The sequence below is a fragment of the Sphingomonadaceae bacterium OTU29LAMAA1 genome (assembly GCA_024072375.1).
Classification (GTDB): domain Bacteria; phylum Pseudomonadota; class Alphaproteobacteria; order Sphingomonadales; family Sphingomonadaceae; genus Sphingomonas.
Map to the genome: position 1 here is coordinate 2,366,931 of CP099617.1, position 26,835 is coordinate 2,393,765.

General features: G+C 67.3%; 30 protein-coding genes. 20 read left to right on the plus strand and 10 right to left on the minus strand.

Annotated features, from left to right (window positions below):
* The first annotated feature begins 340 nt into the window (after positions 1-340).
* From NF699_11510 to NF699_11525, 4 genes are read left to right on the plus strand one after another with little or no spacing between them, the layout of a single operon-like run.
* Entirely contained in the window at positions 341-1,555 is a 1,215-nt protein-coding gene (locus tag NF699_11510; GenBank protein ID USU03701.1) for an MFS transporter, read from the plus strand.
* A complete protein-coding gene (gene nhaA / locus NF699_11515) occupies positions 1,552-2,760 on the plus strand; it encodes a Na+/H+ antiporter NhaA (protein ID USU03702.1) in 1,209 nt (402 codons plus the stop codon). The genes NF699_11510 and nhaA overlap by 4 nt, the downstream gene beginning before the upstream one ends.
* Entirely contained in the window at positions 2,757-3,761 is a 1,005-nt protein-coding gene (locus NF699_11520) for a histone deacetylase family protein (protein USU03703.1), read from the plus strand. The genes nhaA and NF699_11520 overlap by 4 nt, the downstream gene beginning before the upstream one ends.
* Positions 3,748-4,986, plus strand: coding sequence for an MFS transporter (locus tag NF699_11525; protein ID USU03704.1), 1,239 nt, complete (start codon positions 3,748-3,750; stop codon positions 4,984-4,986). The genes NF699_11520 and NF699_11525 overlap by 14 nt, the downstream gene beginning before the upstream one ends.
* Positions 4,987-5,087: 101 nt before the next feature.
* Here the strand turns inward: NF699_11525 and NF699_11530 are convergent, their stop codons facing one another.
* Positions 5,088-6,299 (minus strand): dipeptidase, encoded by a 1,212-nt coding sequence (locus NF699_11530; GenBank protein USU03705.1) that lies wholly within the window; start codon positions 6,297-6,299, stop codon positions 5,088-5,090.
* A 130-nt stretch (positions 6,300-6,429) separates the two neighbouring features.
* Here NF699_11530 and NF699_11535 point away from each other — a divergent pair, with 130 nt between their 5' ends.
* The 4 genes from NF699_11535 (at position 6,430) to NF699_11550 (ending at position 9,404) form a co-directional block, all read left to right on the plus strand.
* Positions 6,430-7,398 carry a serine acetyltransferase gene (locus NF699_11535; protein ID USU03706.1) on the plus strand — a complete coding sequence of 323 codons (969 nt, stop codon included), beginning with the start codon at positions 6,430-6,432 and terminating at the stop codon, positions 7,396-7,398.
* Positions 7,398-8,177, plus strand: coding sequence for a gamma-glutamyl-gamma-aminobutyrate hydrolase family protein (locus NF699_11540; GenBank protein USU03707.1), 780 nt, complete (start codon positions 7,398-7,400; stop codon positions 8,175-8,177). Before NF699_11535 ends, NF699_11540 begins: the two co-directional genes overlap by 1 nt.
* Positions 8,174-8,413 carry a hypothetical protein gene (locus NF699_11545; GenBank protein ID USU03708.1) on the plus strand — a complete coding sequence of 80 codons (240 nt, stop codon included), beginning with the start codon at positions 8,174-8,176 and terminating at the stop codon, positions 8,411-8,413. Before NF699_11540 ends, NF699_11545 begins: the two co-directional genes overlap by 4 nt.
* Before the next feature lie 193 nt (positions 8,414-8,606).
* Positions 8,607-9,404 (plus strand): hypothetical protein, encoded by a 798-nt coding sequence (locus NF699_11550; GenBank protein USU03709.1) that lies wholly within the window; start codon positions 8,607-8,609, stop codon positions 9,402-9,404.
* 72 nt (positions 9,405-9,476) lie between these two features.
* Here the strand turns inward: NF699_11550 and NF699_11555 are convergent, their stop codons facing one another.
* From NF699_11555 to sucC, 3 genes are all read right to left on the minus strand, one after another.
* Positions 9,477-10,406, minus strand: coding sequence for an electron transfer flavoprotein subunit alpha/FixB family protein (locus tag NF699_11555; protein USU03710.1), 930 nt, complete (start codon positions 10,404-10,406; stop codon positions 9,477-9,479).
* The gene (locus tag NF699_11560) at positions 10,403-11,149 is read right to left on the minus strand and encodes an electron transfer flavoprotein subunit beta/FixA family protein (GenBank protein USU03711.1); all 747 of its coding nucleotides are present in this window, start codon (positions 11,147-11,149) and stop codon (positions 10,403-10,405) included. The genes NF699_11555 and NF699_11560 overlap by 4 nt, the downstream gene beginning before the upstream one ends.
* 221 nt (positions 11,150-11,370) lie before the next feature.
* A complete protein-coding gene (gene sucC / locus NF699_11565) occupies positions 11,371-12,570 on the minus strand; it encodes an ADP-forming succinate--CoA ligase subunit beta (GenBank protein USU03712.1) in 1,200 nt (399 codons plus the stop codon).
* Between the two features lie 129 nt (positions 12,571-12,699).
* Here sucC and NF699_11570 point away from each other — a divergent pair, with 129 nt between their 5' ends.
* Together NF699_11570 and NF699_11575 are read left to right on the plus strand one after the other, a co-directional pair.
* Positions 12,700-13,230 carry a sterol desaturase family protein gene (locus NF699_11570; GenBank protein ID USU03713.1) on the plus strand — a complete coding sequence of 177 codons (531 nt, stop codon included), beginning with the start codon at positions 12,700-12,702 and terminating at the stop codon, positions 13,228-13,230.
* A 25-nt stretch (positions 13,231-13,255) separates the two neighbouring features.
* Positions 13,256-13,591, plus strand: coding sequence for a PilZ domain-containing protein (locus NF699_11575; protein USU03714.1), 336 nt, complete (start codon positions 13,256-13,258; stop codon positions 13,589-13,591).
* 296 nt (positions 13,592-13,887) lie between these two features.
* Here NF699_11575 and NF699_11580 read toward each other — a convergent pair whose 3' ends face one another.
* Positions 13,888-14,823 carry a ribose-phosphate pyrophosphokinase gene (locus NF699_11580; protein ID USU03715.1) on the minus strand — a complete coding sequence of 312 codons (936 nt, stop codon included), beginning with the start codon at positions 14,821-14,823 and terminating at the stop codon, positions 13,888-13,890.
* Positions 14,824-14,954: 131 nt separating this feature from the next.
* On the opposite strand from NF699_11580, the gene NF699_11585 reads away from it, so the two are divergent.
* The 7 genes from NF699_11585 to ribH all read left to right on the plus strand — a co-directional run bounded on the left by NF699_11585 (position 14,955) and on the right by ribH (position 20,951).
* The gene (locus tag NF699_11585) at positions 14,955-16,283 is read left to right on the plus strand and encodes a glutamate--tRNA ligase (GenBank protein ID USU03716.1); all 1,329 of its coding nucleotides are present in this window, start codon (positions 14,955-14,957) and stop codon (positions 16,281-16,283) included.
* 104 nt (positions 16,284-16,387) lie between these two features.
* Entirely contained in the window at positions 16,388-17,062 is a 675-nt protein-coding gene (locus NF699_11590) for an energy transducer TonB (GenBank protein ID USU03717.1), read from the plus strand.
* 358 nt (positions 17,063-17,420) lie between these two features.
* Entirely contained in the window at positions 17,421-17,768 is a 348-nt protein-coding gene (locus tag NF699_11595) for a hypothetical protein (protein USU03718.1), read from the plus strand.
* Positions 17,769-17,785: 17 nt separating this feature from the next.
* Complete coding sequence (ribD, locus tag NF699_11600; GenBank protein USU03719.1) at positions 17,786-18,799, plus strand: bifunctional diaminohydroxyphosphoribosylaminopyrimidine deaminase/5-amino-6-(5-phosphoribosylamino)uracil reductase RibD; 1,014 nt, start codon at positions 17,786-17,788, stop codon at positions 18,797-18,799.
* Positions 18,784-19,389: a riboflavin synthase gene (locus NF699_11605; GenBank protein USU03720.1), complete on the plus strand. Its 606-nt coding sequence runs from the start codon at positions 18,784-18,786 to the stop codon at positions 19,387-19,389. The genes ribD and NF699_11605 overlap by 16 nt, the downstream gene beginning before the upstream one ends.
* Positions 19,379-20,530, plus strand: coding sequence for a 3,4-dihydroxy-2-butanone-4-phosphate synthase (gene ribB, locus NF699_11610; protein ID USU03721.1), 1,152 nt, complete (start codon positions 19,379-19,381; stop codon positions 20,528-20,530). The genes NF699_11605 and ribB overlap by 11 nt, the downstream gene beginning before the upstream one ends.
* 1 nt (position 20,531) lies before the next feature.
* The gene (ribH, locus tag NF699_11615; GenBank protein USU03722.1) at positions 20,532-20,951 is read left to right on the plus strand and encodes a 6,7-dimethyl-8-ribityllumazine synthase; all 420 of its coding nucleotides are present in this window, start codon (positions 20,532-20,534) and stop codon (positions 20,949-20,951) included.
* A 396-nt stretch (positions 20,952-21,347) separates the two neighbouring features.
* Here ribH and NF699_11620 read toward each other — a convergent pair whose 3' ends face one another.
* From NF699_11620 to NF699_11630, 3 genes are all read right to left on the minus strand, one after another.
* Entirely contained in the window at positions 21,348-22,715 is a 1,368-nt protein-coding gene (locus tag NF699_11620) for an ammonium transporter (protein ID USU03723.1), read from the minus strand.
* Between the two features lie 19 nt (positions 22,716-22,734).
* Positions 22,735-23,073, minus strand: coding sequence for a P-II family nitrogen regulator (locus NF699_11625; protein ID USU03724.1), 339 nt, complete (start codon positions 23,071-23,073; stop codon positions 22,735-22,737).
* Between the two features lie 134 nt (positions 23,074-23,207).
* Positions 23,208-23,414, minus strand: coding sequence for a DUF2007 domain-containing protein (locus NF699_11630; GenBank protein ID USU03725.1), 207 nt, complete (start codon positions 23,412-23,414; stop codon positions 23,208-23,210).
* A gap of 46 nt (positions 23,415-23,460) precedes the next feature.
* Here NF699_11630 and NF699_11635 point away from each other — a divergent pair, with 46 nt between their 5' ends.
* Complete coding sequence (locus NF699_11635) at positions 23,461-23,706, plus strand: type II toxin-antitoxin system CcdA family antitoxin (protein ID USU03726.1); 246 nt, start codon at positions 23,461-23,463, stop codon at positions 23,704-23,706.
* Positions 23,706-24,002 carry a CcdB family protein gene (locus NF699_11640; GenBank protein ID USU03727.1) on the plus strand — a complete coding sequence of 99 codons (297 nt, stop codon included), beginning with the start codon at positions 23,706-23,708 and terminating at the stop codon, positions 24,000-24,002. The genes NF699_11635 and NF699_11640 overlap by 1 nt, the downstream gene beginning before the upstream one ends.
* Here NF699_11640 and tldD read toward each other — a convergent pair.
* Together tldD and NF699_11650 are read right to left on the minus strand one after the other, a co-directional pair.
* Positions 23,999-25,429, minus strand: a complete 1,431-nt coding sequence (gene tldD / locus NF699_11645) for a metalloprotease TldD (protein USU03728.1) — start codon at positions 25,427-25,429, stop codon at positions 23,999-24,001. The two genes, NF699_11640 and tldD, sit on opposite strands and share 4 nt — an antisense overlap.
* An 18-nt stretch (positions 25,430-25,447) precedes the next feature.
* Positions 25,448-25,681 (minus strand): zinc-finger domain-containing protein, encoded by a 234-nt coding sequence (locus NF699_11650; protein ID USU03729.1) that lies wholly within the window; start codon positions 25,679-25,681, stop codon positions 25,448-25,450.
* A gap of 98 nt (positions 25,682-25,779) precedes the next feature.
* Between NF699_11650 and NF699_11655 the strand changes: the two genes are divergently transcribed.
* Positions 25,780-26,703: an ABC transporter ATP-binding protein gene (locus NF699_11655; protein USU03730.1), complete on the plus strand. Its 924-nt coding sequence runs from the start codon at positions 25,780-25,782 to the stop codon at positions 26,701-26,703.
* The last annotated feature ends 132 nt before the right edge of the window (positions 26,704-26,835 follow it).

A 26,835-nucleotide genomic window follows, 5' to 3' on the forward strand; every position in this document is an offset into this window, starting at 1 on the left:
GCGCCTGCCGCGACTGCGGCTTTCCTCATCTTCGTTGCAGCTTGAGCGTCGCCCGAGAGGGAAGGTTAAAGCTGCCGCGAGCGCAATCTCCGCGCCTCCGCATCTCCGCGTGAATCCAACTTTCTTTTTTGCGCGCAGAGGCGCGGAGGACGCAGAGAAGATGTGATTGACGCCGGTGTTTCAGCTCTGCCGCTCTCGGTTACGAATTGAAGCTGCCGCGGACTAGATTCTCTGCGCCCTGTGCGCCTCCGCGCGCACCACCGACTTCGCTACCGGAACCACGCCCCTGCCCTCCCGTTACGCTTGCTGCGTTGCAGCAAAGCCGGTTAGGGCAGGTTTTATGACATTACGACAGACTGCCGAGGCGCATCCCGGCCTCGTCCACCTTGCGCTCGCCATGGGCGGGTTCGCGATCGGGACCACCGAATTCGCGGCGATGAGCCTTGAGCCCGACCTTGCGCGCGGCCTGGGCATCGATGCGCCGGCGGTCGGGCATGTCATTTCCGCTTATGCGCTGGGGGTGGTCGTCGGTGCGCCAACGATCGCTGTGCTGTCGGCGCGGATGTCGCGGCGGACGTTGTTGATCGGGCTGATGGCGCTGTTCGCGATCGGCAATACCCTGTCCGCGCTCGCGCCGAGCTATGGCTGGATGCTGGCGTTCCGGTTCCTCGCCGGACTGCCGCACGGTGCATATTTCGGGATCGCGTCGCTGGTCGCCGCCTCGCTGGTGCCCGCCGACCAGCGGACGCAGGCGGTCGGCCGCGTGATGCTGGGGCTGACCGTGGCAACGATCGTCGGCGTGCCGTTCGCGACGCTGCTGGGGCAGATCGCGAGCTGGCGCTGGGTGTTCGCGCTGGTCGGCGTGCTGGCGCTGACGACCGCGACGCTGGTCGCGTTGCTCGCACCGATCGACGCGCCCGATCGCAACGCCAGCCCGTTGCGCGAACTCGGTGCCCTGAAGCGCAAGCAGGTGTGGCTGACGCTCGCCACCGGCGCGATCGGGTTCGGCGGGATGTTCGCGGTCTACACCTATCTCGCCTCGACGCTGATGGAGGTCACCGGCGTGTCGCCGCGGATGGTGCCGGTGGTGCTCGCGGTGTTCGGCGTCGGCATGACGATCGGCAACCTCGTCGTGCCGCGCTTTGCCGACAAGGCACTGATGCCGACCGCCGGCGCGCTGCTGCTGTGGTCGGCGGGGGCGCTGGCGCTGTATCCGCTGGCGGCGGGCAATGTGACGACGATGACGCTCGACGTGTTCGCGATCGGGCTGGGCGGCGCGCTCGGCACGGTGTTGCAGACGCGGCTGATGGACGTTGCCGGCGACGCGCAGGCGCTGGCGGCGGCGATGAACCATTCGGCGTTCAACACCGCCAATGCGATCGGGCCGTGGCTGGGCGGGCTGGCGATCGCCGGCGGGCTCGGCTGGACCTCGACCGGCATCGTCGGCTGCGCGCTGGCGCTCGGCGGGCTGGCGATCTGGGCAGTGTCGCTGGCGGTGCAGCGCGGCGGGTTCGGCTTGCCTCGCGGGGCGCAAGCGTTACGCGGGAACGGATGACGACCAAGGTTTCCCGCCGCGGCAGCCACAGCGCGCTCCGCGATTTCCTGCACAGCGAGGCGGCGGGCGGTATCGTCCTGATCGCCGCGGCGGTTTGCGCGATGATCGTCGCCAACCTGCCGGCCACCGCCCACGGCTACGAAGCGCTGCTGCACCACCGGACCGGCCCGGTGCTGGCGCGCGCGCTGGGGCCGATGAGCGTGCATCTGTGGATCAACGACGGGCTGATGGCGCTGTTCTTCCTGCTCGTCGGGCTGGAGATCAAGCGCGAGTTCGTCGACGGGCGGCTCGCCAGCGCCGATCGCCGCCGCCTGCCCTTCATCGCCGCCGTCGCGGGCATGGCGGCGCCGGCGCTCGTCTTCCTGATCGTCGCCGGCGCGGAACCGGGGTTGCAGCCCGGCTGGGCGATCCCCGCCGCGACCGACATCGCCTTTGCGATCGGCGTGCTGGCGTTGCTCGGCAGCCGGGTGCCGTCGGCGGTCAAGCTGCTGCTGACGACCGTGGCGATCGTCGACGACATGGGCGCGGTGGCGATCATCGCGGTGGCCTATACCGAGACGATCCAGGTGCTGAGCCTCGCCGGTGCGGGAGCGGCGCTGGTCGTGCTCTACGTGCTCAACCGGCGGCAGGTGATGGCATTGTGGCCGTATCTGCTGGTCGGTGCGGGCCTGTGGCTGTTCGTGCTGCAATCGGGCATTCATGCGACGATCGCGGGCGTGCTGACCGCGATGCTGATCCCTATCCGCAAGTCCCCCGCAGCACCCGACGACGCGACATCGCCGCTGCATCGGCTGGAGCATGCGTTGCACCCCTGGGTGGCCTTTGCGATCGTGCCGCTGTTCGGATTCGCCAATGCCGGTGTGTCGCTGGCCGGGGCAAGCCTGTCGACGCTGGCCGAGCCTTTGGTGCTCGGCATCGCGCTCGGGCTGTTCCTGGGCAAGCAGTTCGGCATCTTCGGCGCGATCTGGGGAGCGGACCGGCTGGGGATCGCGCGGCGGCCGGCCGGCGTCAGCTGGATGCAGCTCTACGGCATGGCGCTGGTCGCCGGCATCGGCTTCACGATGAGCCTGTTCATCGGCGGACTGGCGTTCGGCGATCCGGCGCTGATCGAGCGGGTCAAGATCGGCGTGCTGGCGGGATCGATCCTCTCGGCGCTGGCGGGGGTTGCGGTGTTGGCGTCGTCCGGGAAAAAGCGTGCGCCATGAGGATCTTCAGCCACCCGCTCCAGGCCGCGCACCGGCCGTCACATGAGTTCCACAACGGCGGCCTGACGCCCTATGCCGACGTGCCGGCTCGTCTGGAGATCATGCTGCGCGCGCTCGGGCCGGTCGAGGCGCCGACGGATGCGGGCATGGCGCCGATCCTCGCGGTGCATGACGCAGCCTATTGCCAGGCGTTGCAGGACGTACCGCGGCTGTGGCGCGAGGCGGGGCGGCCGGGGGATGCGATCCCCTACGCCTTTCCGGTGGTGCAGCGGCGTTCGCTAAGCCTGTCGCGAGTCGATGCGCTGCTCGGCGCGCATGCGATGGACACGGTGACGCCGCTGACCGAGGATAGCTGGGCGGCGAGCTATTGGAGCAGCCAGGCGGCGTTGTCCGCCACCGCGGCGGTGCTCGGCGGCGATCGCGCGGCCTTCGCCCTCGCCCGGCCGCCGGGGCATCATGCCGGACGCGATTATTGCGGCGGATACTGCCACCTCAACCATGCCGCGGTCGCGGCGCAGGCGGCGCGTGATGCGGGGGTCGAGCGTGTCGCGATCCTCGACATCGATTATCATCACGGCAACGGGACGCAGGATATCTTCTGGGCGCGCGGCGACGTATTCTACGCCTCGGTCCACGCCGATCCGGCAACCGACTTCCCGTTCTACTGGGGTCATGCCGACGAGATCGGCGGCGGCGCGGGCGAAGGCGCGACGCTCAACCTGCCATTGCCGCACGGCACCACGCTCGACGCGTTCCGCCACGCGCAGGCGACCGCGCTGGCGGCGATCGCCCGCTTCGCGCCGGGACTGCTGGTCGTCAGCTTCGGTGCGGATACGTGGGAGGGCGACCCGATCTCCCGCTTCGCGCTGACCACGCCGAGCTACCGCATGCTCGCGGCCGAGATCGCCGGCTGCGGCTGGCCGACGGTGATCGTGATGGAGGGCGGCTATGCGGTCGACGCGCTCGGTGCCAACGTCGCCAGCTTCCTTGCCGGCTTCTGATGCCCCCGATTGGCCCCTCCGCGAGGGGACGCCCGCCTATCGCGCGCTGACGCTGGCGATGCTGTTCGCGGGCTTCTCGACCTTTTCGCTGCTGTATTCGGTGCAGCCGCTATTGCCGCTGTTCGCCGCCGATTACGGGTTGAGCGCGGAGGGCGCTTCGCTGGCGGTGTCGCTGGCGACCGGGCCGCTGGCGATCGGCATCCTGTTCGCCGGCGTCCTGTCGGACCGCATCGGGCGACGACCGCTGATGATCGCGGCGATGTTCGTCGCGGGCGCGCTGACGCTCGCCGCGGCGCTGGTGCCGGGGTGGAGCGCGCTGCTCGCGTTGCGGCTGCTGACCGGCGTCGCGCTGGCGGGCGTGCCGGCGGTGGCGATGGCCTATGTCGCCGAAGAGGTCGACGTCGCCTCGATCGGCGCGGCGATGGGCCTGTATATCGCCGGCAGCGCGATCGGCGGCATGGGCGGGCGACTGGTCGCGAGCCTCGTCGCCGATGTCGCCGGCTGGCGCTGGGCGTTGGGCAGCGTCGGGCTGGCGGGCGTGGTGATGGCGGAGGCGTTCCGACGGTTGGCGCCGGCGTCGCGCGGGTTCGTCCCCGGCTCGGGCCGCAATCCGCTCGCCGGGATCGCCGCGCTGTTCCGCGACCGGGCCTTGCCGCTGCTCTATGCCGAGGCGTTCCTGCTGATGGGGGTGTTCGTCACCATCTACAATTATGCCGGCTTCCGCCTGCTCGCGCCGCCCTATGGATTGAGCCAGGCGGCGGTGGGCGGCGTGTTCCTGCTTTACATCCTCGGCTCGGCGAGTTCGGCGCTGTTCGGCTCATTCGCCGGCCGGATCGGGCGGCGGCGGGTGTTCTGGCTGCCGATCGTGCTGCTGCTCGGCGGCGTCGCGGCGACCGAGGCGCGGCCGCTCGCGGTGGTGATCCTCGGCATCGCGCTGGTGACGGTCGGCTTCTTCGGCGCGCATTCGATCGCGAGCGCCTGGGTCGGACGACGCGCGCTCGGCAATCGCGGCCAAGGCGCGGCGCTGTATCTGTTCTTCTATTATCTGGGGTCGAGCGTGCTCGGGTCGGCGGGCGGCGTCGCCTGGACGCACGCGGGCTGGCCGGGGGTCGTGGTGTTCTGTCTGGTACTGGGCGTGATGGCGCTGGTGCTCGGCGTGCTGCTGGCACGCGTCCCGCCGCTCACCGTGCCGGAGGTGCCGAGCATGGGGCCAGTCGAACCTTAGTCGCGCTCACCCTCACCCTTCCGCGGCTGCGCCGCTCCCTCCCTCTCCCATTGGGAGAGGGAAAAGACGCCGAAGGCGGCGCAGGGTGAGGGTGAGGACGATTACCGCGCCGTAGCCTCCACCGGCGGCTGGCCCGCCGAACGCGTCTCCACGGCCTCGACCGCCTCCATCACCCGCAGCACGTTGCCGCCCGACAGCTTGGCGAGATCGGCATCGCTCCACCCCCGCCGCACCAGCTCGGCGAACAGCAGCGGATAGCCGTCGACGCCCGTCATCCCCTGCGGCGCGGTGCCGTTGATCCCGTCGTAATCGCCGCCGAGCCCGACCGCATCATGCCCCGCCACGCGCGCGACATGCTCGACGTGATCGGCGACCTCCTTCACCCCCACGCGCGGCTGCGGATGCGCGGCGTCCCACGCGACCAGCGGCGCCGGGGACTTGGGACCATAGACATCCGCCGCCACGCCGACCGACCTGGCATAAGCGGTCCGCTCCCTGTCCCACGCCCGCCACGCATTCGACAGGAAGGCAGGATAGAAGTTGACCATCACCACCCCGCCCTTCGCCCCGATCGCGGTGAGCAGGTCGTCAGGGATGTTGCGCGGCGCGTCGGTCACCGCGCGCGCGCCGGAATGCGAGGCGATCACCGGCGCGCGCGACACCGCCAGCACGTCGCGCATGGTCGTGTCGGCGACATGGCTGACATCGACGATCATGCCGATGCGGTTCATCTCGGCCACCACCTGCCTGCCGAACGGCGCCAGCCCGCCCGCACGCGGGGCATCGGTCGAGCTATCTGCCCATTCCAGGCTCTTGCCATGCGTCAGCGTCATATAGCCGACGCCGAGCGCCTTGTACTGGCGCAGCACCGCCAGCCGCCCGTCGATCTGATGCCCGCCCTCGACCCCGATCAGCGAGGCGATCCGCCCGGCGCGCTCGACCCGGCGCACGTCGGCGGCGCTGGTCGCCATCTCCAGATCGCGCGGATGTGCCGCGACGAAGCGGCGAACCACGTCGATCTCCTCCAGCGTCATCTCGACCGCGCGCGGGCCGATCGTATCCGCGGGAATCCACACCGACCAGAATTGCGCGCCGACCCGCCCCTTGCGCAGCCGCGGGATGTCGGTCTGCAACGGATGCGGCAGGGCCGCGGTGTCGCGCGACAGATCGGGCGCCGGCACCGCCTCGCGCAGCTCCCACGCCAGGTCGTTATGCCCGTCGATCACGGGAGTGCGCGCCAGCACCCGCTCGACTTGCGCCGCCACCGCGGCATCGGACGATTGGGCGGCGAGCAGCAGGGCGAGTATCAGCATGCGGCCAGTGAAGCAGGTTCGTCGCCGGATCGCCAGCCCGCCGCTCGGCTCATCCGAACTTCGCACCGGGATAGCTTTTCTTCCTATTCCTACCAAGTTGATGGGATATCTTGATCGTCGGAGGTATCGGATGACATACCAGGCGCTCAAGGCAGACGAACCGCATTCCGGTGCGACGCTGGGCGAGGCCGTGGACGCGTTGCGCGCCGCCCGTAGCGACTGGCGGGATCGCCAGCAATCGGCGCGCGTTGCCGCCATCTTTCCCTCTCGCGGCGCGATCGAGCGCATCGTCGAACTGCTCGCCGAGGCACTGTACCCGCGCCGGCTCGGCCTTCAGCGCGTCACCCCCGCCGACGAGGACCGCTTCGTCGCCGCGAAGCTCGCCGCCGCCTTCACCGAGCTGGAGCGAGAGATCGGCCACGAACTCGGCTATTGGCAGGCGGAGGCGCGCGCCGCCTTCGACGCCGATCAGGCCGCGACGATCGTCCGCCTGTTCGCCGGCACGCTCGGCGACATCCGCCGGCTGGTCGACAGCGATGTCGAGGCGGCGTTCCTGGGCGATCCCGCCGCGGGCAGCACCGACGAGATCCTCGTCTGCTACCCCGGCGCGATCGCCAGCCTGCATCATCGCATCGCCCACCAGCTGCACGCTCTCGGCGCGCCGATCGTCGCGCGGATGATCTCCGAACTCGCCAACGAACGCACCGGCATCGACATCCATCCCGGCGCGACGATCGGCGAACGCTTCTTCATCGACCACGGCACCGGCGTCGTCGTCGGCGAAACCGCGATCGTCGGCAGCGGCGTGCGGCTGTACCAGCACGTCACCTTGGGCGCGCGCAGTCCCCTGGGCGCCGCCCGCCGCTCCCCGCGCGAACGCTTCGCCCGCCATCCGATCGTCGGCGACGACGTGGTGATCTATGCCGGCGCGACGATCCTCGGCCGCGTCCACATCGGCGCCGGCGCGACGATCGGCGGCAACGTCTGGCTGCTGACCGACGTGCCGCCCGGCGGCGTCGTGGTGCAGCCGGAGGCGGATTTGCTCGCGCCCTCCGCCGGCCATGCGTTGCGCGATACGCTCGTCCAGGCGGTGGTGTGATGGGCCAGAGCCTGCATCCCGAACGCCGGCCGGTGATCGGCGTCCTCTGCTGCAACGAAGTCGCGGACCGCCCGGTGCAGGTCGTCGCCAGCCGCTTCGTCGAACCGCTCACACGGCTGGCGGACGCGACCGTGCTGCTGGTGCCGGCGATGCCCGACACCGCCGACGTGGCGACGCTGTCGGCGATCCTCGACGGGCTGCTGCTGACCGGATCGCGCTCGCATGTCGCGCCCTGGCGCTACGGCGGCGCGCCGCTGCCCGAGGGGCAGATCGTCGACGAACCGCGCGATCAGGTCGCCCTCGCGCTCGCCGGGCGGATGATCGAGGCGGGCAAGCCCGTCTTCGGCATCTGCCGCGGGTTACAGGAGATCAACGTGCTGTTCGGCGGATCGCTCTGCGCCGCCGAACATGCCGAGCGCCACCATCGCGGCGCGTGGGAGGGCGATTACGATTCGCTGTTCCACCACGGCCACGATGTCGAGCTGAGCGCCTGCGGGCGGCTGGCCGACGCGACCGGCGCAACGCGGATGCGGGTCAACTCGGTGCACCAGCAGGGGATCGACCGCCTGGGCGGCGGCCTGTCGGTAGAGGCGGTCGCAGCGGACGACGGCCTGATCGAGGCGGTATCGGCACGCCCCTGCGGCGCGGACGTGCTCGGCGTGCAATGGCATCCCGAATGGGACGCCGGCACCGCCCCCGCCAGCCGCGCCTTTTTCTCGCTGATCGGTGCCGGCCTGCGGGGCGGCAGCGACGAAGGTTCAACACGGAGGACTGCATGAAGATCGTCATTCTGGCACCGGCGCTCGCGCTTGCCGCCCTGAGCCTTGCCGCCTGCGGTTCGAAGACGGACACCGGCAACAACATCACCGCCACCGACACGCTGACGCTCAACGAGGAGGGCGACGCCGGCTTGGCGAACAGCGATGCGTTCGAGGCAACGGGCAACGACCTGATCGTCGACAATGGCGCAGCTGCGGAGAATCTGATCGCCCCCGTGGAGGGCAACGCGCTCTAATCATCCGGTTTCATGGACACGCCGGGTTTAAGCTCCCTGGGCGTAGACTGGCGGCTCGATCATGCTGGGATCGGGCCGCTTTTTTATGGTTTTGCGTAAGAGCGCGGGGAAGCCCTCATGACGCACAATCGCTGGCGTTTCGCGCTTTACTTGGCGACCGGCTCGCTTCAGCATCGGCGTTAGGGGGGATTCGATGAGCGCGATCACCATCATGCTGGCCGCCCTGCTCGTGCAAAGCGCGCCGCCGCCGGCCGCGATCCCACAGGAGCAGCCGGTTTCCAACGATATCGTCGTCACCGCTCTTCCGGATATCGACGCGGAGGATTCCTTGGTCAGCAAACAGACGCTGGGCAGCGCGCGCACCGGCAGCGCGGTCGGCAGTCGTACGGTCTTCGATCGGGCGCAATTATGGGCGAAATGCGCGTCGGAACCGGCATCCCCCACCAGGATCGCCTATCTCCGCCAGATATTCGGCACGCGCACGAACAGCACCAAACAAGCCTTCGCATTCCAGCGGCTGGCGCAGCTTACCCTTGCATGTGCTCCCGATCCACAGGCCGCGCTTGGCGGTCGCATAACCGGCAATCCTTACTACGATCGCGGCGCCCTGACGATCGAGGTAATGAAGCGAATCGATCCACGATTGACGTTGACGCGAAAACAGACCGGCGATCCGGTGGTCCAAGCCCGTTTCAATGCGCGGGAGACGCCGCTTGCGAAGTTCCGGCTTCCAGTGGACGTGCGCTACTTCGAAACGGCCGTTTGCTTCGTACGGCTGCAACCCGAATTATCGATGCAACTTGCACTGACCGACAAGCCCCTCGACACCGTTCGCCGGCTGGAGGCTGCCATCGTCAATCGGGCGAAAATCTGCGTCGGCAACGCCCGGCGCGTATATTTCGACGGCGTACAATTCCGGTTCTATATTGCCGATGCGGCCTATCGCTGGGCTCTGGCGACACGCGGGGTCGATAGCCTGTTGCCGGAATGACGCCATGTTCGCCGATCGTCGGCCATGTGACGCCGAAGGGCGTGCAACCCCGGGGTTGCACGCCCGCCAGGATCAGAGCTTTTCCGTCAGTTCCGGCACGATCTTGAACAGGTCGCCGACCAGGCCGATGTCCGCGACCTGAAAGATCGGGGCATCCTCATCCTTGTTGATCGCGACGATGACCTTGCTGTCCTTCATGCCGGCAAGATGCTGGATCGCACCGGAAATACCGACCGCGACATAGACTTCCGGCGCGACGATCTTGCCGGTCTGGCCGACCTGATAATCGTTCGGCGCATAGCCGGCATCGACCGCCGCACGGCTCGCACCGACACCCGCACCCAGCTTGTCGGCGAGCGGATCGATCAGCGCGTGGAACTGCTCGCCCGACCCGAGCGCACGCCCGCCCGACACGATGATCTTCGCGCTGGTCAACTCCGGGCGCGCATTCTCGGCGATCTCCGACCCGACGAAGGTCGACACGCCGGTCTCGCCCTTCGACGCGACCGCCTCGATCTCACCCGACCCACCCTCGGTCGCTGCCTTTTCGAAGGCGGTGCCGCGGACGGTGATGACCTTCTTGGCGTCCGACGTCTGCACCGTCGCGATCGCATTGCCGGCGTAGATCGGCCGCGTGAACGTATCCTCGGCTTCAACCGACAGGATGTCGCTGATCTGCATCACGTCGAGCAATGCGGCGACGCGCGGCGCGACGTTCTTGCCGGTGGTGGTCGACGGCGCGACGAAGGCATCGTGATGCCCCATCAGCTCGACGACCAGCGGCGCGACGTTCTCGGCGAGCGCATGCGCATAGGCCGCATCGTCGGCGACGTGGACCTTGCCTACGCCGGCGATCTTCGCCGCCGCCTGCGCGACGCCGTCGACGCCCTGGCCGGCGACGAGCAGGTGCACCTCACCCAGCTTCGACGCGGCAGTCACCGCGGCGAGCGTGGCATCCTTGACGGACGTGCCGTCGTGTTCGACCCAGACGAGCGTCTTCACTTCGCAATCCCCATCGCATGCAGCTTCATGACGAGTTCGTCGACATCGGCGACCTTGACGCCCGCCTGCCGCTTGCCCGGCTCGACGACCTTCAGCGTCGTCAGACGCGGGGTGACGTCGACGCCGTAATCGGCGGCGGTCTTCTGCGCCATCGGCTTGGACTTCGCCTTCATGATGTTGGGCAGCGAAGCATAGCGCGGCTCGTTCAGACGCAGATCGGTGGTGACGATCGCCGGCAACGGGAAGCTGTCCGTCTCCAGCCCGCCATCGACTTCGCGCGTCACGGTGACGTTGCCCTCGGTCAGCTCGACCTTCGATGCGAACGTGCCCTGACCCCAGCCGAGCAGACCTGCCAGCATCTGGCCGGTCTGGTTGTTGTCGTCGTCGATCGCCTGCTTGCCGAGGATCACGAGACTCGGCTGTTCCTCCTCGACGATCTTCGCGAGGATCTTGGCGACGCCAAGCGGCTCGACCCTGGTGTCCGACACTACGAGAATGGCGCGATCGGCACCCATCGCCAGCGCGGTCCGCAGCGTTTCCTGCGCCTTCTGCTCGCCGATCGAGATGACGACGATCTCGGTGACGCCCTTGTCCTTCAGGCGGATGGCTTCCTCGACCGCGATTTCGTCGAACGGGTTCATCGACATCTTGACGTTGGCCAGGTCGACGCCCGAACCGTCCGCCTTCACGCGGGGCTTCACGTTATAGTCAAGCACGCGCTTGACCGGCACCAGCACCTTCATCAGCTTCCTTCCGATTGCGCCTCCGACGCCATTTTCCGGCGTCGTATCGGCGGGTCACATGGCTATTTTCCGCGGTTTTCGCAAGTCCGGTACGGAAAATGCCGCTTGCCGTAACGGCATCTGTCTTACTCAAACGAATCGGGCCCGGACATGATGCCCGAGCCCGAGAAAAATTCCATCGTCTTCAGCCCCGCCGCGCCGCGGACGGGGCCAAGAGAAGGTTACGCCGCCTTCTGCACCTCGGCGACGATCTTCTTCGCCGCATCGCCCAGATCGTTCGCGGGAACGATGGCGAGGCCGCTGTTCGCCAGAATGTCCTTGCCGGCCTGCACGTTGGTGCCTTCCAGACGGACGACCAGCGGCACCGACAAATTCACTTCCTTCGCCGCGGCGACGATGCCCTCGGCGATGATGTCGCACTTCATGATGCCGCCGAAGATGTTGACCAGAATGCCCTTCACCGCGGGATCGGCGAGGATGATCTTGAACGCCGCGGTCACCTTCTCCTTGTTGGCGCCGCCGCCGACGTCGAGGAAGTTGGCCGGGAACATGCCGTTGAGCTTGATGATGTCCATCGTCGCCATGGCGAGGCCGGCACCGTTGACCATGCAGCCGATATCGCCGTCGAGCTTGATGTAAGCGAGGTCGTACTTCGACGCCTCCAGCTCCATCGCGTCCTCTTCGGTGGTGTCGCGCAGCTCCATCAGGTCCTTGTGACGGAACATCGCATTGCCGTCGAAGGCGACCTTCGCGTCGAGCACCATCAGCTTGCCGTCGTCGGTCACGGCGAGCGGGTTGATCTCGATCTGCTCGGCATCCGTGCCGAGGAACGCGTCGTATAGCTTCGATGCGACATTGGCGGCCTGCTTGGCGAGGTCGCCGGTCAGCTCCAGCGCGGCGGCGACGGCACGGCCATGATGCGGCTGGAACCCCGTCGCTGCGTCGATGTCGATCGACAGGATCTTCTCAGGGCTATCGTGCGCCACGGTCTCGATGTCCATGCCGCCCTCGGTGCTGGCGACCATCGACACGCGCCCGGTCGCGCGGTTGACGAGCAGCGCGAGGTAGAATTCCTTGGCGATGTCGACGCCGTCGGTCACGTACAGGCGGTTGACCTGCTTGCCCGCGTCACCCGTCTGGATGGTGACGAGCGTGTTGCCGAGCATGTCGGTCGCCGCCGCGCGAACCTCGTCGGCGGTCTTGGCGAGGCGGACGCCGCCCTTGGCGTCGGGGCCGAGTTCCTTGAACTTGCCCTTGCCGCGGCCACCCGCGTGGATCTGCGCCTTCACGACGTAGAGCGGTCCGGGCAGCTTCCCGGTGGCGGCGACGGCTTCCTCGACGCTCATCGCGGCGAAGCCGGCGGGGACGGGGACGCCGAACTTGGCGAGCAGTTCCTTGGCTTGATATTCGTGGATGTTCATGGCCTGCCTCGCGTTATGCTATTAAGAGGAGATTGAGCCGCCTTTTGCACAGGCGGCGCGGCGAATCCACCCTGAACTGATCCGGGGTTCATTCGTTATTGCAAACGCATCGCATTAGACGGAACCTGCATGTCCTGGCCGTACGGCATCCTCCTCTTCCTCGTGACCGTGATCGGTATGGAGGGCTTCGCCTATGCCGCGCACCGTTGGGTGATGCACGGCTGGGGCTGGTTTCTGCACGCGAGCCACCACACCCGGCGTCACGGCAATTGGGAGCTGAACGACCTGTACGCCGTGATTTTCGCGGTGCCGTCGTTCGTCCTGCTGCTCGGCGGCGTGCAGCTCGGCTGGTGGCCGGGGTTCGCGTGGATCGGCGCAGGGATCGCGGCCTATGGCGCGATCTACTTCGGATTCCACGACATCATCGTGCATCAGCGCATTCCAACGCGCTACCTGCCCAAGTCCGCCTATATGAAGCGCATCGTCCAGGCGCATCGCCTGCATCACGTCGTCGAGACACGCGAGGGCAATGTCAGCTTCGGTTTCCTCGTCGCGCCCCGCCCGGAGGATCTGAAGGCCGAATTGAAGCGTCGCGGCCGACGGGGTGTCCGAGCGCCGGAAACAGGGCCGGGGGCAGGCAAGGCGTTGGCAGAAAAGTAACCATTGGCGTGGCATCCGTCGCGCTATGGAACAGCCGATCTTCACCCCGCCGTACGAACCCGTCGATTTGACCGACGATTCGCGTCAGGCACTCCGCAAGGCGGTGAAGATGCGCGCGCATTTGCGCGACCGCGGGCAGACCCGGTTCGAGATCGAGGTCACCGACCTGTCGCTTTCGGGCTTCCGTGCCGAGACGAGCTTCACCCTGTGGCCGGGCACCGTCGTGTGGCTGACGCTGCCGGGCCTCGCCGGACTGGAAGCCGTGGTCGCATGGCGCGACAAGTTCAAATACGGCTGCGCCTTCGCCAAGCCGCTCCACCCTGCGGTATTCGAACACATTATCGCGCTGTCGCAGCGTTAAGCGCGGCTACGTCCGCGCTGGTGCGCGGCACGCGCAAACCTGCGACCGGACGGCGAGTCGGCCTGCCGAACCCGTCCGACGGCGGCTTTGCCGTCGTCGCGGATAATGCCACCCTTAGCATTCGCCCGTCACCCCGGACTTGTTCCGGGGTCCACTGGGCCGCAGCGGAAAGGATGGAGGCTCCAGCCTTTCCTTTCGCCGCGCGGTGACCCCGGAACAAGTCCGGGGTGACGGGGGACAATGGACGCAGGATTTCCCTTCAACACCCGCGCCCGGCAACTGTCTTCACCGCCCCGTCAATCAAATAGCGACGACACCGACGTCTCATCCGCGATCCGCTTGATCGCCTCGCCGAGTAGCGGCGCGATCGGCAGATGCCGGATCCGCCCGGACTTGCCGATCGACTCGTGGTTCCCGATCGAATCGGTGATCACCAGCTCACGCAACGCCGACCCCTCGACCCGCGCCACCGCGCCGCCCGACAGAACGCCATGCGTGACATAGGCGACGACATCCTCCGCCCCCGCCTCGCGCAACGCCGCCGCCGCGTTGCACAATGTCCCCGCCGAATCGACGATATCGTCGATCAGGATGCAGAACCGGCCTTCGACGTCGCCGATGATGTTCATCACCTCCGACTCGCCGGCACGCTCACGCCGCTTGTCGACGATCGCGAGCGGGGCGTTATCGAGCCGCTTCGCCAGCTGGCGGGCGCGCACCACGCCGCCGACGTCGGGCGAAACGACCATCATGTTCTTGCCCTTGAACCGCGCGTTGATGTCCGCCGACATCACCGGCGCGGCATAGAGGTTGTCGGTCGGGATATCGAAGAAACCCTGGATCTGCCCCGCGTGCAGATCGACCGACAGCACGCGGTCCGCGCCGGCGACGGTGATGAGGTTGGCCACCAGCTTGGCCGAGATCGGCGTCCGCGGGCCCGGCTTCCGGTCCTGTCGCGCATAGCCCATGTACGGGATCACCGCGGTGATGCGGCGCGCCGACGACCGCTTCAGCGCATCGATGATGATGAGCATTTCCATGAGGTTGTCGTTCGCCGGAAAGCCGGTCGACTGCAGCACGAACACGTCCTCGCCGCGCACGTTTTCCTGGATCTCGACGAAGATCTCCTCGTCGGCGAAGCGGCGGACCAGCGCATCGGTCAGCGGAATCTCGAGGTACGCCGCGATCTCCCGTGCCAGCGGAAGGTTCGAATTGCCGGTTATCAGTTTCATCGCGCTTGGCTCCGCCCCATCGATGGTGCGCGCCTTAGAGCCACCGTCACAAAACCGAAAGCTTCATCGGACGCGCACGGTCCGCATCCGTCCACCTTGTTCGCGAGCGGTCCACTGACTAGGCGCGTGGCATGACCGTCACCACCCGCTTCGCCCCTTCCCCCACCGGCAGCCTGCATGTCGGCAACATCCGGGCGGCGCTGCACAATTGGATGTTCGCGCACGCGCAGGGCGGCCGGTTCGTGCTCCGCATCGACGATACCGATGCCGAGCGATCGGAAGAGCGGTTCGTCGACGGCATCCGTGCCGACCTCGGCTGGCTGGGCCTCGATCCCGATCTGGAGGTGCGCCAGTCGGAGCGATTCGCGCTCTATCAGGCGCGATTCGATGCGCTGGTCGCCGCAGGTCGCATCTATCCTGCGTATGAAACCGCGCAGGAACTGGATCTCAAGCGCAAGATCCTGCTCGGTCGCGGCCTGCCGCCGGTCTACGATCGCGCCGCACTGTCGCTGTCGCAAGCGGATCGCGCGCAACTGGAGGCGGACGGCGTCCGCCCGCACTGGCGCTTCAGGCTCGACCACGACGCCCCGATCGCGTGGGACGATCTGATCCGCGGGCCCCAGGCGTTCGATGCGAAGACGATGAGCGACCCCGTCGTCCGCCGCGCCGACGGATCGTGGCTCTACATGCTCCCGTCCGCGATCGACGACGCCGATCTCGGTATCACCCATGTCGTCCGCGGCGAGGATCACGTCTCCAACACCTCGCTGCAATTGCAGATGTTCGAAGCGATGGGGGTGCCCGCACCGCGCTTCGCGCACGAGGCATTGCTGACCGGCGCGGAGGGCAAATTGTCGAAGCGCCTCGGCTCGCTGGGCGTGGAGCATTTCCGCGAACAGGGGATCGAGCCGCAGGCGGTGATCGCGCTGCTCGCCCGGATCGGCACCAGCGACCCGGTCGAGCCGATGGTCGATCCCGCGCCGCTGATCTCCGCGTTCGACTTCACCCGCTTCGGCCGGGCGCCGGCCCGGTTCGACGAAGCGGAACTGGCGCAGGTCAACGCCCGGATCATCCACCAACTGCCCCATATCCGCGTCGCGGACCGGCTGCCGACCGGCATGGGCGGTGCGGAATGGGATGCGGTGCGCCCCAATCTGTCGCGGATCGCCGAGGCGGCGGACTGGTGGCGCGTGATCGAGGGACCGGTCGATGCCCCGGCGTTCGATGACGACACGCGAGCCTATCTGGCGCAGGCCGCGTCAGTGGCGGCAGCGATCGACTGGGCCGGCGACCCCTGGCACGCGCTCACCGACGCGCTGAAACAGGAGACCGGCCGCAAGGGCAAGGCGCTGTTCCTGCCGCTGCGACAGGCCCTGACCGGGTTGGATCACGGCCCGGACATGGCAGCGCTGCTGCCGCTGATCGGCCGCGAGCGGACGGTGGGGCGGTTGTCCGCCTGATCGTCATTGCCATGAGATTAGATACTTGACGTCGTAACGTTACAACGTACCATTCACCTCCTCAAGGAGACGCAATCGAGTCGAACACGAACAGGAGACGGATCATGTACGCAGACCGCCACGCCCAGCCGACCCGTTTCAACCCCGGTGGCCTCACCGCCGCCATCGCGATCAACGCGGGGCTGGTCGCTGCATTGATGTTCGCCGGGCCGACGATCCTGCCGGGCGATCCCGTCCGTATCCTCGAGACCACCAACATTCCGATCGATCAGCCTCCTCCCGAACCACCCAGGCCGCAGCCGAGAACGGAAGAGGTCGTCGCCAACCGCCCGACCGAAACGATCGTCGCCCCGAACCCGATCGTACCCACGCCATCCACGTCCGACCTCGTCACCACCACGACGATCGTCCCGACACCGCCGCTGACTCCGATCATCGGCAGCGATCCCGGTCCGGTCGTCATCGCGACACCCGCGCCGCTGCCCCCGCTGATCGCGCCGCAGGTCGATCCCCGTTACGCCAGCGCCTTTCAGCCGACCTATCCGCCGGCAGAGCGCCGCGCCAACCGCGACGGCCGCGTCACCGTCCGCGTGCTGGTCGGCATCGACGGCCGCGTGAAGCAGATCGAGCGCGTCACCGCGACCAGCGACGCCTTCTGGCAGGTGACGCAGGACCGCGCGCTCCGGTCGTGGCGCTTCAAGCCCGCCACCCGCGGCGACGTTCCGGTCGAGGCGTGGCGGACGATGTCCCTGACCTTCCGCATGGAGGATGCGGGCTGAGGAGGCGGGCTGAGCAGGCAGGGGCGAAAGGTCGCCGAGCAGGAGGGGCCGAGCCACCGTCCGCATCTCATGTGCTCTCGCGAAAGCGGGAGCACATCGGGCGACACATGCCGAAGACCCCATCCCCGTAACCGGGCAATACGTGCCCGCCTTGAACAACGCCCCCCCCGGAAAACACGCGGGTGCTGTGGCAACGAAGGTGGTCGGGGCGGGCGGCACGCCACCGCCACGTCAGCCGAACCAGCCCGGCGGCCCGCGCCGGCAACAAGGAAGGCAGAAGTCGACGCGCAAGGGCGCAGATCATCCATCCACCACAGACCACTGGCCTAGCCGCCCCCGCCCCCCTACATTCGCCGTCATGCAGTTCTTCAGCCGCTTTTCGCCGGTCCGCGCCTACAGGGACCTGCGCCTGTTCCTCAGCGGACGTCAGCCGTACGAACTCGGCTTTCTGGTGCTGGCGATGGGGGTCACCGGCTTCTTCGTCTATGCGTTCATGCGCAACGACATTCCGCCCGAACCCTATTCCCCGAACATCATCTATTTCAACAACTACCGCGCCGACCGCACGGATGCGCAGATCAAGGCGCAGCAGGAGATCGACAAGGTCGAACAGGACAAGCGCATCGCTGCCCAGAAGGCGCGCGAGGAGAAGTTGCGCAGCCAGTTCAAGCAGGTCGACGACGCGATGAGCAAGTGGGGCCTGTAGCCGACGACGGGCGCTGGATGGGTGTCGCGCTCGCGCTCGGCGAGCGGACGCGCGGGCGGACCTGTCCCAATCCCAACGTCGGCTGCGTCGTCGTTCGTGCGGGCGTCGTCGTCGGTCGTGGCGCCACCCAGCCCGGCGGTCGCCCCCATGCCGAGGCCATGGCGCTGGCGCAGGCCGGCGAGCGCGCGCGCGGCGCGACGGTCTATACGACGCTGGAACCCTGCGCCCATGTCTCCACCCGCGGTCCCGCCTGCGCCGACCTGCTGATCGCTGCCGGCGTAGCCCGCGTGGTGATCGCGCTCGGTGACCCCGACCCGCGCACCGACCGCATCGGCGCCGCTCGCCTGCGCGATGCCGGCATCGCCGTGACGATCGGCACCCGCGCTGCGGAGGCGACGCGCGGCATGGCGGGTTTCCTCACCCGCCAACGCCTCGGCCGCCCGTTCGTGACGCTGAAACTCGCTACCTCGCTCGACGGCTGCATCGCACTGGCGGACGACACCAGCCGCTGGATCACCGGTCCACAGGCCCGCGCCCACGCCCATCTCGAACGCAGCCGCCACGACGCGATCCTCGTCGGCCGCGGCACGTGGGAGGTGGACGAGCCCAGCCTCGACGTACGGCTGCCCGGACTGCAAGATCGCAGCCCCATGCGGGTCATCCTGTCCTCTCACCCTTCCTCATCCCTCTCCCGGCGGGAGAGGGAGGGAGCATCGGAGGCGCGGAAGGGTGAGGGTGAGCGCGACGCACTCTGGATCACCGCCCCCAACGACATCGCCACCCTCCCCGCCGATCACCTTCTGATCGAAGGCGGCGCCGCCACCGCCGCCGCCTTCCTCCAGGCCGACCTCGTCGACCGCCTCCTGCTCTACCGCGCGCCGATCCTGATCGGCGGCGGCAAGCATGCGGTTCGCGACATCGGCCTCGCCGATCTCGGCACGGCACACGGACGCTGGCGGCTGCACGATGCGCGGCAGCTTGGCACCGATCGATGTGAGGTCTACGAGCGCAGCCCATGTTCACCGGCATAGTCAGCGATATCGGCACCATCGACTCGGTCGAGCACCGTGGCGATACCCGCATCCGCATCGCCACCGCCTATGACACCGACACGGTCGACCTCGGCGCATCGATCGCCTGTTCGGGTGTCTGCCTCACCGTCGTCGACAAGGGACCGGCATGGTTCGACGTGCAGGTGTCGGGCGAAACGATCAGCCGCACCGCGCGCGACCAGTGGACGACGGGACGCAAGCTCAACCTCGAACGCGCGATGAAGCTGGGCGACGAACTCGGTGGCCATATTGTCACGGGCCATGTCGACGGCATCGCCGAAGTGCTGTCGATCGTGCCGACGGGCGAATCGCACCGCATCGCCTTCGCCGTCCCCGCCGCGCTCGCGCCCTTCATCGCGCCCAAGGGCTCGATCACGATCGACGGCGTGTCGCTCACCATCAACACGGTCGAGGATCACGGCGATACGACGCACTTCACCGTGAACCTGATCCCCCACACCCAGGCGGTCACCACGCTCGGCACCCTGCAACAGGGCCAGGCGGTGAATATCGAGATCGACGTCCTCGCCCGCTATCTGCAACGCATGGAGCATTACCGTGGCCGCTAAGCCGGAACTCGCCCGCCTGAGGCACGCCTTCCTGTCGTCGCCCGAAGAGATCATCGACGAGGCGCGCAACGGCCGGATGTTCATCCTGGTCGACGACGAGGATCGCGAGAACGAAGGCGACCTGGTGATCCCGGCGCAGATGGCGACGCCCGAAAAGATCAACTTCATGGCCAAGCATGGCCGCGGGCTGGTCTGCCTCGCGCTCACGAAGTCGCGCGTCGAGGAACTCGGCCTGTCGCTGATGAGCCGCAACAACGGCACGCGCTACGAAACCGCCTTCACCACCTCGATCGAGGCGCGCGACGGCGTCACCACCGGCATCTCCGCCGCCGACCGCGCGCGCACCGTCGCGGTGGCGATCGATTCGTCCAAATCGCGCGACGAGATCGTGACGCCCGGCCACGTCTTCCCGCTGGTCGCGCGCGACGGCGGCGTGCTGGTGCGCACCGGCCATACCGAAGCGGCGGTCGACGTGTCGCGGCTCGCCGGCCTCAACCCCTCGGGCGTGATCTGCGAGATCATGAACGAGGACGGGACGATGGCCCGCCTCGACGACCTCGTCACCTTCGCGCAATTCCACAATCTCAAGATCGGCACGATCCGCGATCTGATCGCCTATCGCCGCCGCTACGACCATCTCGTCGAAAAACGCGCCGAAGCCCGCTTCGTCAGCGAATGGGGCGGCGAATGGACCGCGCTCACCTATTGGAACAAGGCGACCGGCAGCGAACAGATCGCGCTGGTCAAGGGCAAGGTCGATCCCGCCAAGCCGACGCTCGTCCGCATGCACGCGCTGTCCCCCTTCGCCGACATCTTCGGCGAGGGCGGCGACCGCGCCGGCCTGCTCCGCCGCTCGATGGAGATCATCGCGGACGAAGGCGCCGGCGTCATCGTCGTCATCAACCGCCCCCGCCCCGACCAGTTCACCGTCGCGCTGCAGGCGAAGGCCGGCACGCTGCCGAAGGAGGACATGGAAGAGCTGCGCGATTACGGCGTCGGCGCGATGATTCTGACCGAATTGGGCGTCGAGGAAATGGTCCTCCTTACCAACACTCACCACACGCTGGTCGGCCTCGACGGCTATGGCCTGTCGATCGTCGGCGAACGCGCGATCGAAACGCCGGAAGAGACGGGAGCCTGACATGGCGCATATCCTCATCGTCGAAGCCCGCTTCTACGACCATCTCAACGACATGCTCGTCGCCGGCGCCCGCGCCGCGATCGAGGCGGCGGGCCACACCCACGACACGATCACCGTGCCGGGTGCGCTCGAGGTGCCGGGCGCGATCGCGCTGGCGGCGGACAGCGACCGCTACGACGCCTTCGTCGCACTGGGCGTCGTGATCCGCGGCGAAACCTATCATTTCGAGATCGTCTCCAACGAGAGCGCCCGCGGCATCATGGCGCTGACGCTCGACGGCCTCGCGATCGGCAACGGCATCCTGACCACGGAAAACGAAGCGCAAGCCATCGTCCGCGCCGATCCGGGCCAGCTCGACAAGGGCGGCGGCGCGGCTCAGGCGGCACTGGCGATGCTGGCTTTGCGCGAGAGTATGGGCTGACGTAACCGGGCTTCATCATTCACGCGAAGCCGCAAAGACGCGAAGAGAAGGTTGGTTCGCGCGGAGACGCGGAGACGCGGAGAAGAAGAGGGGTGGCGGCGCAGCCTCTCTCCTAGCGCAACGGCGATACCGGGATCGACGGCCGAATGGTCTGCCGAAGGCGAGGCAAGCGCGACACCTCCGCGTCTCCGCGTCTCCGCGCGAACCAACCTTCTTCTTCCTTCGCGTCGTCGGGCCTTCGCGCGAACCAACCTTCTTCCTCGCGCTTGCCCGAAAACACCCCCACCTCCGCATACCAAAAAAAGACCCGGTACGTCGCCGCACCGGGTCAAGGTCGTCCGCAGGAGGAACGTCGTGGGGGGCGGGGATCTGCTGCCCCCGCGCCCGATGCGTAAATCAGTTGTAGGCGCGCTCGCCGTGCTCGCCGAGGTCGAGGCCTTCCTGCTCGACTTCGGGAGCGACACGCAGGCCGGTGATCGCCTTGGCGATGAGCATCGCGATGACGGTGCCGATCGTCGCCCAGATGATGGTCACCACCACCGCCTCGACCTGAACCAGCAGCTTCGCACCCATCGCATAATCCGCAGCGCCCGGTCCGCCGAACGACGGGGCGTAGACGATGCCGGTGCCGATCGCACCGACCATGCCGCCGATGCCATGGACACCGAAGGCGTCGAGCGCGTCGTCATAGCCCAGCTTCGGCTTCAGCACGGATACCGCGAAGAAGCAGACCAGAGATGCGATCGCACCCAGCACGATCGCGCCGAACGGACCCGAGTTGCCGGCCGCCGGCGTCACCGCCACCAGACCGGCGACGATGCCCGAACAGAAGCCCAGCGCCGATCCCTTGTGACCGCGCAGCCGCTCGGCCAGCATCCAGAACAAGGCACCCGACGCGGTGGCGACGAAGGTGTTGATCATCGCCAGGCCTGCCGAGCCATTGGCCTCCAGCGCGGAACCGGCGTTGAAGCCGAACCAGCCCACCCACAGCAGGCCGGTGCCGACCGCGGTCAGCGTCAGCGAATGCGGCGGCATCGGCGTCGTCGGATAGCCCATGCGCTTGCCGAGCATGATGCTCGCGACCAATGCCGACACGCCGGCGTTGATGTGCACCACGGTACCACCGGCGAAATCAAGCGCGCCCGCCTTGAAGAAGAAGCCCGACGAGGCCCAGACCATGTGCGCGATCGGGAAATAGACGATCGTCAGCCACACTGCGGCGAACGCCATGACCGCGGAAAACTTCATCCGCTCGACCACCGAACCCAGCACCAGCGCGACGGTGATCGCCGCAAAGGTCATCTGGAAACAGATGAAGACATATTCCGGGATTTCGACCCCGGCGGTGAAGGTCGCCGCCTGCGACGCCGGCGTCACGCCCTTCAGGAACGCCTTGTCGAGGCTGCCGATCACGTTCGACAGGCCGCTGGTCAGGTCCGGCCCGAACGCGAGGCTGTAACCGTACATCACCCACAGCAGCATCGCGAGGCACGCGACCGCGCCGATCTGCGTCATCGTCGACAGCATGTTCTTCGAGCGGGTGAGGCCGCCGTAGAACAATGCCAAGCCCGGCAGGATCATCATCATGACGAGGACCGTGGAGGTCATCATCCAGGCGGTATCGCCCTTGTTCACGGTGGCGACCACCGGTGCGGCGGCAGCCGGCGGCGCCTGCAATGCGGCGTCCTGCGCCCAGGCGGGCATGGCGGCGAACGCGAGGGCGGTCAGCCCTGCAGCGCCCGCGATCTTAAGTGCGTGCTTCATCGATTCCCCCCTCACAGCCTCAAAGCGCCGAATCGTCGGTTTCGCCGGTGCGGATGCGCACCGCCTGACCGACGTCGAGCACGAAGATCTTGCCGTCGCCGATCGCGCCGGTGTTCGCGGATGCCTGGATCGCCTCGACCACCCGGTCGGCGAGGTCCGCGGCGCAAACCACCTCGATCTTGATCTTGGGCACCATGTTGGTGCTGTATTCGGCGCCGCGATAGATTTCGGTCTGGCCCTTCTGCCGGCCGAACCCCTTGACCTCGGTAACCGTCATTCCCGCCACGCCCAACGTGGTGAGCGCTTCCCTCACCTCGTCCAGTTTGAACGGCTTGATGATCGCAATGACCAGCTTCATCCCTGCCCCCTCGATTGTCCGAAGGGCGGCATCGCAACCATCGTGCCAGTTGCGAAACGACGGGTTCAGGCGGGACGAAGCGCCCGAAGCAGACCCATTAACGATAGAATAATGAGCAGCCTGCCGCCGCTGCCTTAAATTTCAGCAGCAGCAACGATCGCCTGCGCGGCGGAAAGGTCGTCCTCGTCCACCATCACCCGCACCGGGATCAGCAGGTAACTGCCGTCGGCGATGCTTGATCCGCCATCGAACGCGATCGCATCCATCCCCTCCGCATCCAGCCGCCCGACGATGATGTTGGCAAGGTTGCGGTCGTACCGCCCGAGTTCGACGAGGCTCATACAGCCCTCCGTTGACGCGCACGGATTATGCGCATAGTTTCTCTGCATGAAGCACGATCCGATCGCGTCGGGCAAGCGCAAGCCTGTGAATGTCTCAATCGATACGGGGATCGTCGCCGTCGCCCGTGAGCATGGCCTCAATCTCTCGCAGATCAGCGAGGCGGCAATACGTCAGGCTGCAAAGGTCGAGATGGAGCGGCGTTGGAGGGAAGAGAATAAGGACGCGATCGAGGGGTGGAATCGATGGTATGAGAAGAACGGCCATCCGCTCGACGCCTATCGTCTGTTCTGATGGCGCAATTCGACGTCTATCTACTGCGGGACACGACGTACGTCGTCGACGTGCAGTCGCCGCTTGCCTCGGTTCACGCCACCCGCCTCGTGATACCCTTGATCGCGCCGGACGCGGATGCAAGCCCGACGAGCCGGCTCAACCCCCTGTTGACGCTCGATGGGCAACAATGGGTGCTCGCCACCCACTTTGCCTCGACGGTCGATGCCAGCACGCTGAAGGCACCCGTCGCATCGCTCGCCCATGAAGAATGGGCGATCAAAGGCGCGATCGACTTCCTGACGGGCGGCTTCTAACCCGTCGCCGTCCCGCCCACCGTCAGCCCATCGACCAGCAACGTCGGCTGCCCCACACCCGCCGGCACGCTCTGCCCGCCCTTGCCGCAGACGCCGATACCCTCGTCCAGCGCAAAGTCGTTGCCGATCCCGGTCACCTTGGTCAGCACCGTCGGCCCGTCGCCGATCAGCGTCGCGCCCTTGATCGGTGCGCCGATCCTGCCGTTCTCGATCAGATACGCCTCGGTGCATGAGAACACGAACTTGCCCGACACGATGTCGACCTGCCCGCCGCCGAAGCTCTTGGCGAAGATGCCCCGCTTGACGCGCGACAGCAATTCGCCCGGATCGTCGTTGCCGCCCTTCATGAACGTATTCGTCATCCGCGGCATCGGCGCATGCGCGAAGCTCTCGCGGCGGCCATTCCCCGTCGGCGCCACGCCCATCAGCCGCGCATTCAGCCGATCCTGCATATAGCCCTTGAGGATGCCGTCCTCGATCAGCACCGTCTCGCTCGTCGGCGTGCCCTCGTCGTCGATCGACAGGGACCCGCGCCGGTCCTGGATCGATCCGTCGTCGACCACCGTCACGCCCGCCGCCGCGACCCGCTCGCCGATCCGCCCGGAGAAGGCGGACGTGCCCTTGCGGTTGAAATCGCCCTCCAGCCCATGGCCGATCGCCTCGTGCAGGATCACACCCGGCCAGCCCGGCCCGAGCAGCACGGTCATCTCGCCTGCCGGCGCCGCAACCGAATCGAGATTGACCAGCGCCTGCGCCAGCGCCTCGTCGATCCCGCGGTTCCAGATCGCAGCATCGAACAACCGGTCGTACAGATAGCGTCCGCCGATCCCGAACGTCCCCGTCTCGCGCCGGCCGTTCTGTTCGACGACGATCTGGATGTTGAGCCGCACCAGCGGCCGCACGTCGGTGGCGACGAAGCCATCGGGCCGCACCACCTCGACCACGCTCCACGTACCCGACAGCCCGACCGATACCTGCGCCACCCGCGGGTCACGCGCGCGCGCCGCCGCATCGATCGTCTGGCACAAATTCACCTTGTCGGCGAACGGCACCAGATCGAGCGGATCGGCGTCGGTGTACAGATGCCGGTTGTTGCCCTGCGGCGGTGGTGCCTTGGCGCTCGTCGTCGGATCGATCAGCGCCATCGTCTCGCCCGCGCGCTTGATCGCGGCTTCCGACAATTCGTTGGCATGCGCAAAGGCGGTCATCTCGCCCGACACCGCGCGCAGGCCGAAGCCCGCATTGGTGTCGTAGCTCGCCGTCTTCAATCGGCCGTCGTCGAAGCCGAACGCCTCCGCCCGGCGATATTGCAGGTACAATTCGCCGTCGTCGGCTTTACCGAGCGCATCGGCAGTCAGTCGCAGCGCCGCCTCGGGCGAAAGCTGGTCGCGGTACAGGAACGAGCGGGGATCGGCAGCTAATGTCATGCCGCCAATATAGGGGCGTTAAACGCTCGCGCCATCCGGATGATCGGGCAGCGTCGATTGATCCGCGCCATCGGCGGGTCCGCCGATCAGCACGAAGCGCCGATCGCAATAGCCGCAATCGACATAGCCCTCTTCGTCGATCTGCAAAAACACCCGCGGATGGCCAAGCGCGGCCCCGCCGGGAATGTCGGTTGCGCCGTCGCAGGCGACACGACGCTGGGATACGCGGACGGTTTCGGGCGGCGGGATCATGGCGACGCAGTTAGCAAGCGCAGCGCCGGCCTTCAATCCTCCGCAATGTCGGGGAGGAATGGGTTGCGCGTTTTGGCAGGCGGCGTATTCCGCAGGCCATGACCGAGGCCGCGATCCGCATCCAGAACCTATGCAAGACCTATCAGGGCGGCAAGCGCGCGCTCGACGGGGTCAGCTTCGACGTGCCGAGGGGCCAGATCTTCGGCCTGCTCGGCCCCAACGGCGCGGGCAAGTCGACGCTGATCAACATCCTGGCGGGGCTGGTCAACAAGACCGACGGCAACGCCGAAATCTGGGGCTTCGACATCGACGCCCACCCGCGCAACGCCAAGGCGTCGATCGGCATCGTCAATCAGGAGATCCTGTTCGACCCGTTCTTCACGCCGATCGAGACGCTCAACATCCAGGCCGGCCTGTACGGCGTCCCCAAGGCCGAACGCCGCTCGATGGAACTGCTCCGCGCGGTGCATCTGGAGGACAAGGCCAACGCCTACGCCCGCACCCTGTCGGGGGGCATGAAGCGACGGCTGATGGTGGCCAAGGCAATGGTCCACTCGCCCCCCGTCCTCGTCCTCGACGAACCGACCGCCGGCGTCGACATCGAACTGCGCCAGCAACTCTGGGCCTACGTCCGCGAACTGAACCAGGCCGGCGTCACCGTGGTCCTCACGACGCACTATCTCGAAGAAGCGGAAGAACTCTGCGACCGCATCGCGATCATCAACCACGGCAAGCTGATCGCCAACGAACCGACCCGCGAACTCGTCGGCAAGGCACAGGAAAAGGTCGTCGCAGTGACCGTCGATCGCGACGTCGCGACGCTCCCCGACAACGCCTGCTTCGGCAAGATCGTGCTCAAGGGCGCGCGCACGCTGGAAATCACCTACGCCAAGGACCGCGTCAACGCCGGCGAAGTCCTCGCCGCGGTCCAGCACGACGGCTTCGGCATCGTCGACGTGACGACGAAGGAGCCGGACCTGGAGGACGTATTCCTGAGCCTGACCCGCGCCTCCAACGGCTAAGCCCCCCACAACAACCACCTGTCCTACACACCGCCATCTGTGCCACAGCATCCCCATGCACCGGCCCTCGATCCTCGCCATCCCTCCGCACACGTCATCTCGCAGGGAGCGTTTGCGACCGGCACGTACCGT